2 protein-coding genes and 1 pseudogene are annotated in these 2710 nt (G+C 19.6%); all 3 read right to left on the bottom strand.

The features are described from left to right. Window positions 1–304: 304 nt before the first annotated feature. Complete coding sequence (locus Q0087_RS08655; RefSeq protein WP_297899525.1) at window positions 305–1366, bottom strand: ribonuclease H-like domain-containing protein; 1062 nt, start codon at window positions 1364–1366, stop codon at window positions 305–307. A gap of 362 nt (window positions 1367–1728) precedes the next feature. After that, complete coding sequence (locus Q0087_RS08650) at window positions 1729–2031, bottom strand: hypothetical protein (RefSeq protein WP_297899523.1); 303 nt, start codon at window positions 2029–2031, stop codon at window positions 1729–1731. A 182-nt stretch (window positions 2032–2213) separates the two neighbouring features. Next, window positions 2214–2710 (bottom strand): annotated as a pseudogene (locus Q0087_RS08645) (hypothetical protein); the annotation flags it as partial.

The following is a 2710-nucleotide window of genomic DNA, read 5'->3' as shown; positions in this document are numbered from 1 at the left end:
TTTTAATTTTTTTAATTTTTTTAATTTTTTTAATTTTTTTAATTTTTTTAATTTTTTTAATTTTATCTATTTTTTTAATGATTTTAATAAAGTTTAATTAGCTATAAGTTTAAAAAATGAATCTTAAGCTATTAAAACTTTAATTAAATGTTTTAAATTAAATATTTTATCTAAATTAATAGAACAAAAAACTTTAATATTTATTAATATTTATTAATATTTTTAATATAATTTAATATTATTAACTATAAATTTAGCAATTTATTAACTATAAATTTATCAATTTTTTAATTAAAAATTTGTATTAAAATTTTTCACACATTCTATTTAAGAATTTTGCTAATGAGACTATATCAAAACGATTATGTTCAATTATAGGAACTAAAGGTCCAATATTGTTTTCTTTTAGATAAGTATCATAAAAATCAGGGATATGTGATCCTGGAACATCATCAATACGATTAATATTGAAAATATGTTTTTCTATAGTTGTTAATTTACAATTTGGTAATTTATCTTTCCAAAGAGTTCTTGCATAGTATATTAAATCATAATGGAAAGGACGAGTTTCATTTTCCATTTGGTAATAATTACATCTATTTTTTATAAATGGAACATCAAAACTAGCACCATTATATGTAACAAGTGTTGAATCATCATCAAGATGGGATAGATAACCTTCTAAAACAGCTGACTCTTCTACTTTATCTCTAAGTACATATTGTGTTGAAGTGATTGATTTACCTTTTTTATCCATTTCAGCTATTCCAATAAGAATAATTGGAACATTAGAAAGTCCTAAGGTTTCAATATCCATAAATTTAAAACTGTCGTAATCAAGATCTCCAGCACATTTAAGCATCTTACCTTTATTATTACAATTTTTTCTTATTAAATTGAATTTATCAATATGATTTCCAGTCTCTATTTTTTCAATAATTTCTTCTGCATATTCACCATATTTTTCATGGTCTAAAAGAGACTTTATATCAGCATAACCTTCTTCTTTAAGTTTTTTTTCAGTAGCAGGACCAATCTTAGGAACTAATTTTAAATCACAAGCTAATTCTTTTTCAAATTCTGCTCTGTCTATGGAAAAGTCAATTTTTTCTTTTTTTGTAATTTTTAAAGTTTCTCCAGAACTATTTTCTATAACTTCACTACCTTCAATATCCTCTAATTTTTGGCCTTGATATTGGTCCAACAATGTATATTTTAATTTTATTAGAGGATCATTAGAATTTACTCCAGAATTTTCATGAGCTTTAGCTATAGTCTCTTCAGAAGGTGCTTTTGAAGTTAAAGATCGTGATAGGATTGATTTTAACATATCTTTTTCATGATTTTCATATCTTTCTGATTTCATCTGTATCTTTACAACCTATTAATTTTTATTTGAGATATTAATATTAATCTTTAAAGATATTAATATTAATTTTTAAGAATGATAATATTAATTGTTATTTAGGATATTAATATTATTTTTTTGAGATATAAAATTTAATTTTTATGTATATTAATAATAATAATAATTTTTAAGAATATGAATAATAATAATAATAATAATAATAATAATAATTTTTAAAAATATTAATAATAATAATAATAATAATAATTTTTAAGAATATGAATAATAATTTTTATTTGAGATATAAAATTTAATTTTTAAGAATATGAATAATTAATTTTTATTTAGAATATTGAAATTAGTCTTTAAGAATGATAATATTAATCTTTATTTGAGATATTGATTTTAAAACTAAGATTTTTATATGGTGGCTTACAACAAGAGGTAACCTCTTCTGTTCTAAGTGAACAAGTTCCATATTCATTAAAAATTTCATCTAATTTTGAGCTAATTGATTCCACTTTATTTTCATCGAAAACTTGAATATTTCCTAAATAAGATGTATTTATAGAGGAATTTACAGTGGTTAATTTATCAATTTTTTGGATTTGATTTTGCTCTAAAATTTCATTAATTTTATTTAGAATATCAAACTTTATTTTTGTTTTTTCATTAGTAGACATATTATCATTTATTTTTATTACACTAATTTTTCACTTATAAATTTTTGATTTTCTTTATATTAATAATTATGTTATTAATAGCTTTTTTATTTTTTGCTTATATAGCTATTTTTATAATTATAGCTAAAATTTTTATATAATATATTTTACATGATAAACTAGTTGAGATATAATATAATAGATTATGGCTGACTTTTGATAATGTCTATTAATTCATGAGCTTTTTCATTAGCTGGATCTATGCTAATTGATTTTTTTAAAAATTTAATAGCTCCATTTGAATCTCCTTGATCATTTAATATAGCTCCTAACAAGTACCAAGAATCAGAATTTTTTTTATCATTATCTAATATATTTATTAGTAAATCTTTTGCAAATGTGTAATTTTTCTCTTTATATAATTTCAATGCTTCTTTAAGCATATCTTGCACATTTTCTGAATTAGAATTATTTTTATTATTATTATTTTCATTTTTTGCATTGTTTTTGGTGCTATTTATGGTGTTGTTTTTTGTTTTTGTATTATTTTTTATATTATTTTCTCTTTTATTAGTGTTTATAGTATTATTTTTAGTTTTTATATTATTTTTTGCATTATTGTTGTTTATTGTATTGTTATTAGTTTTATTTTTGTTTGTATTATTATTTTTAGAATTATTTTTGTTTGTATTATTATTTT

Source organism: uncultured Methanobrevibacter sp. (assembly GCF_937881195.1).
GTDB lineage: Archaea > Methanobacteriota > Methanobacteria > Methanobacteriales > Methanobacteriaceae > Methanobinarius.
Note: the sequence above shows the minus strand (reverse complement) of the source record. Positions and strands in the feature narration are given on the sequence as shown.

Excerpts from the sequence above, each read along its gene's own strand:
- Q0087_RS08650 (WP_297899523.1), bottom strand. The coding sequence starts at position 2,031 with ATGTCTACTAATGAAAAAACAAAAATAAAGTTTGATATTCTAAATAAA.
- Q0087_RS08655 (WP_297899525.1), bottom strand. The coding sequence starts at position 1,366 with ATGAAATCAGAAAGATATGAAAATCATGAAAAAGATATGTTAAAATCA.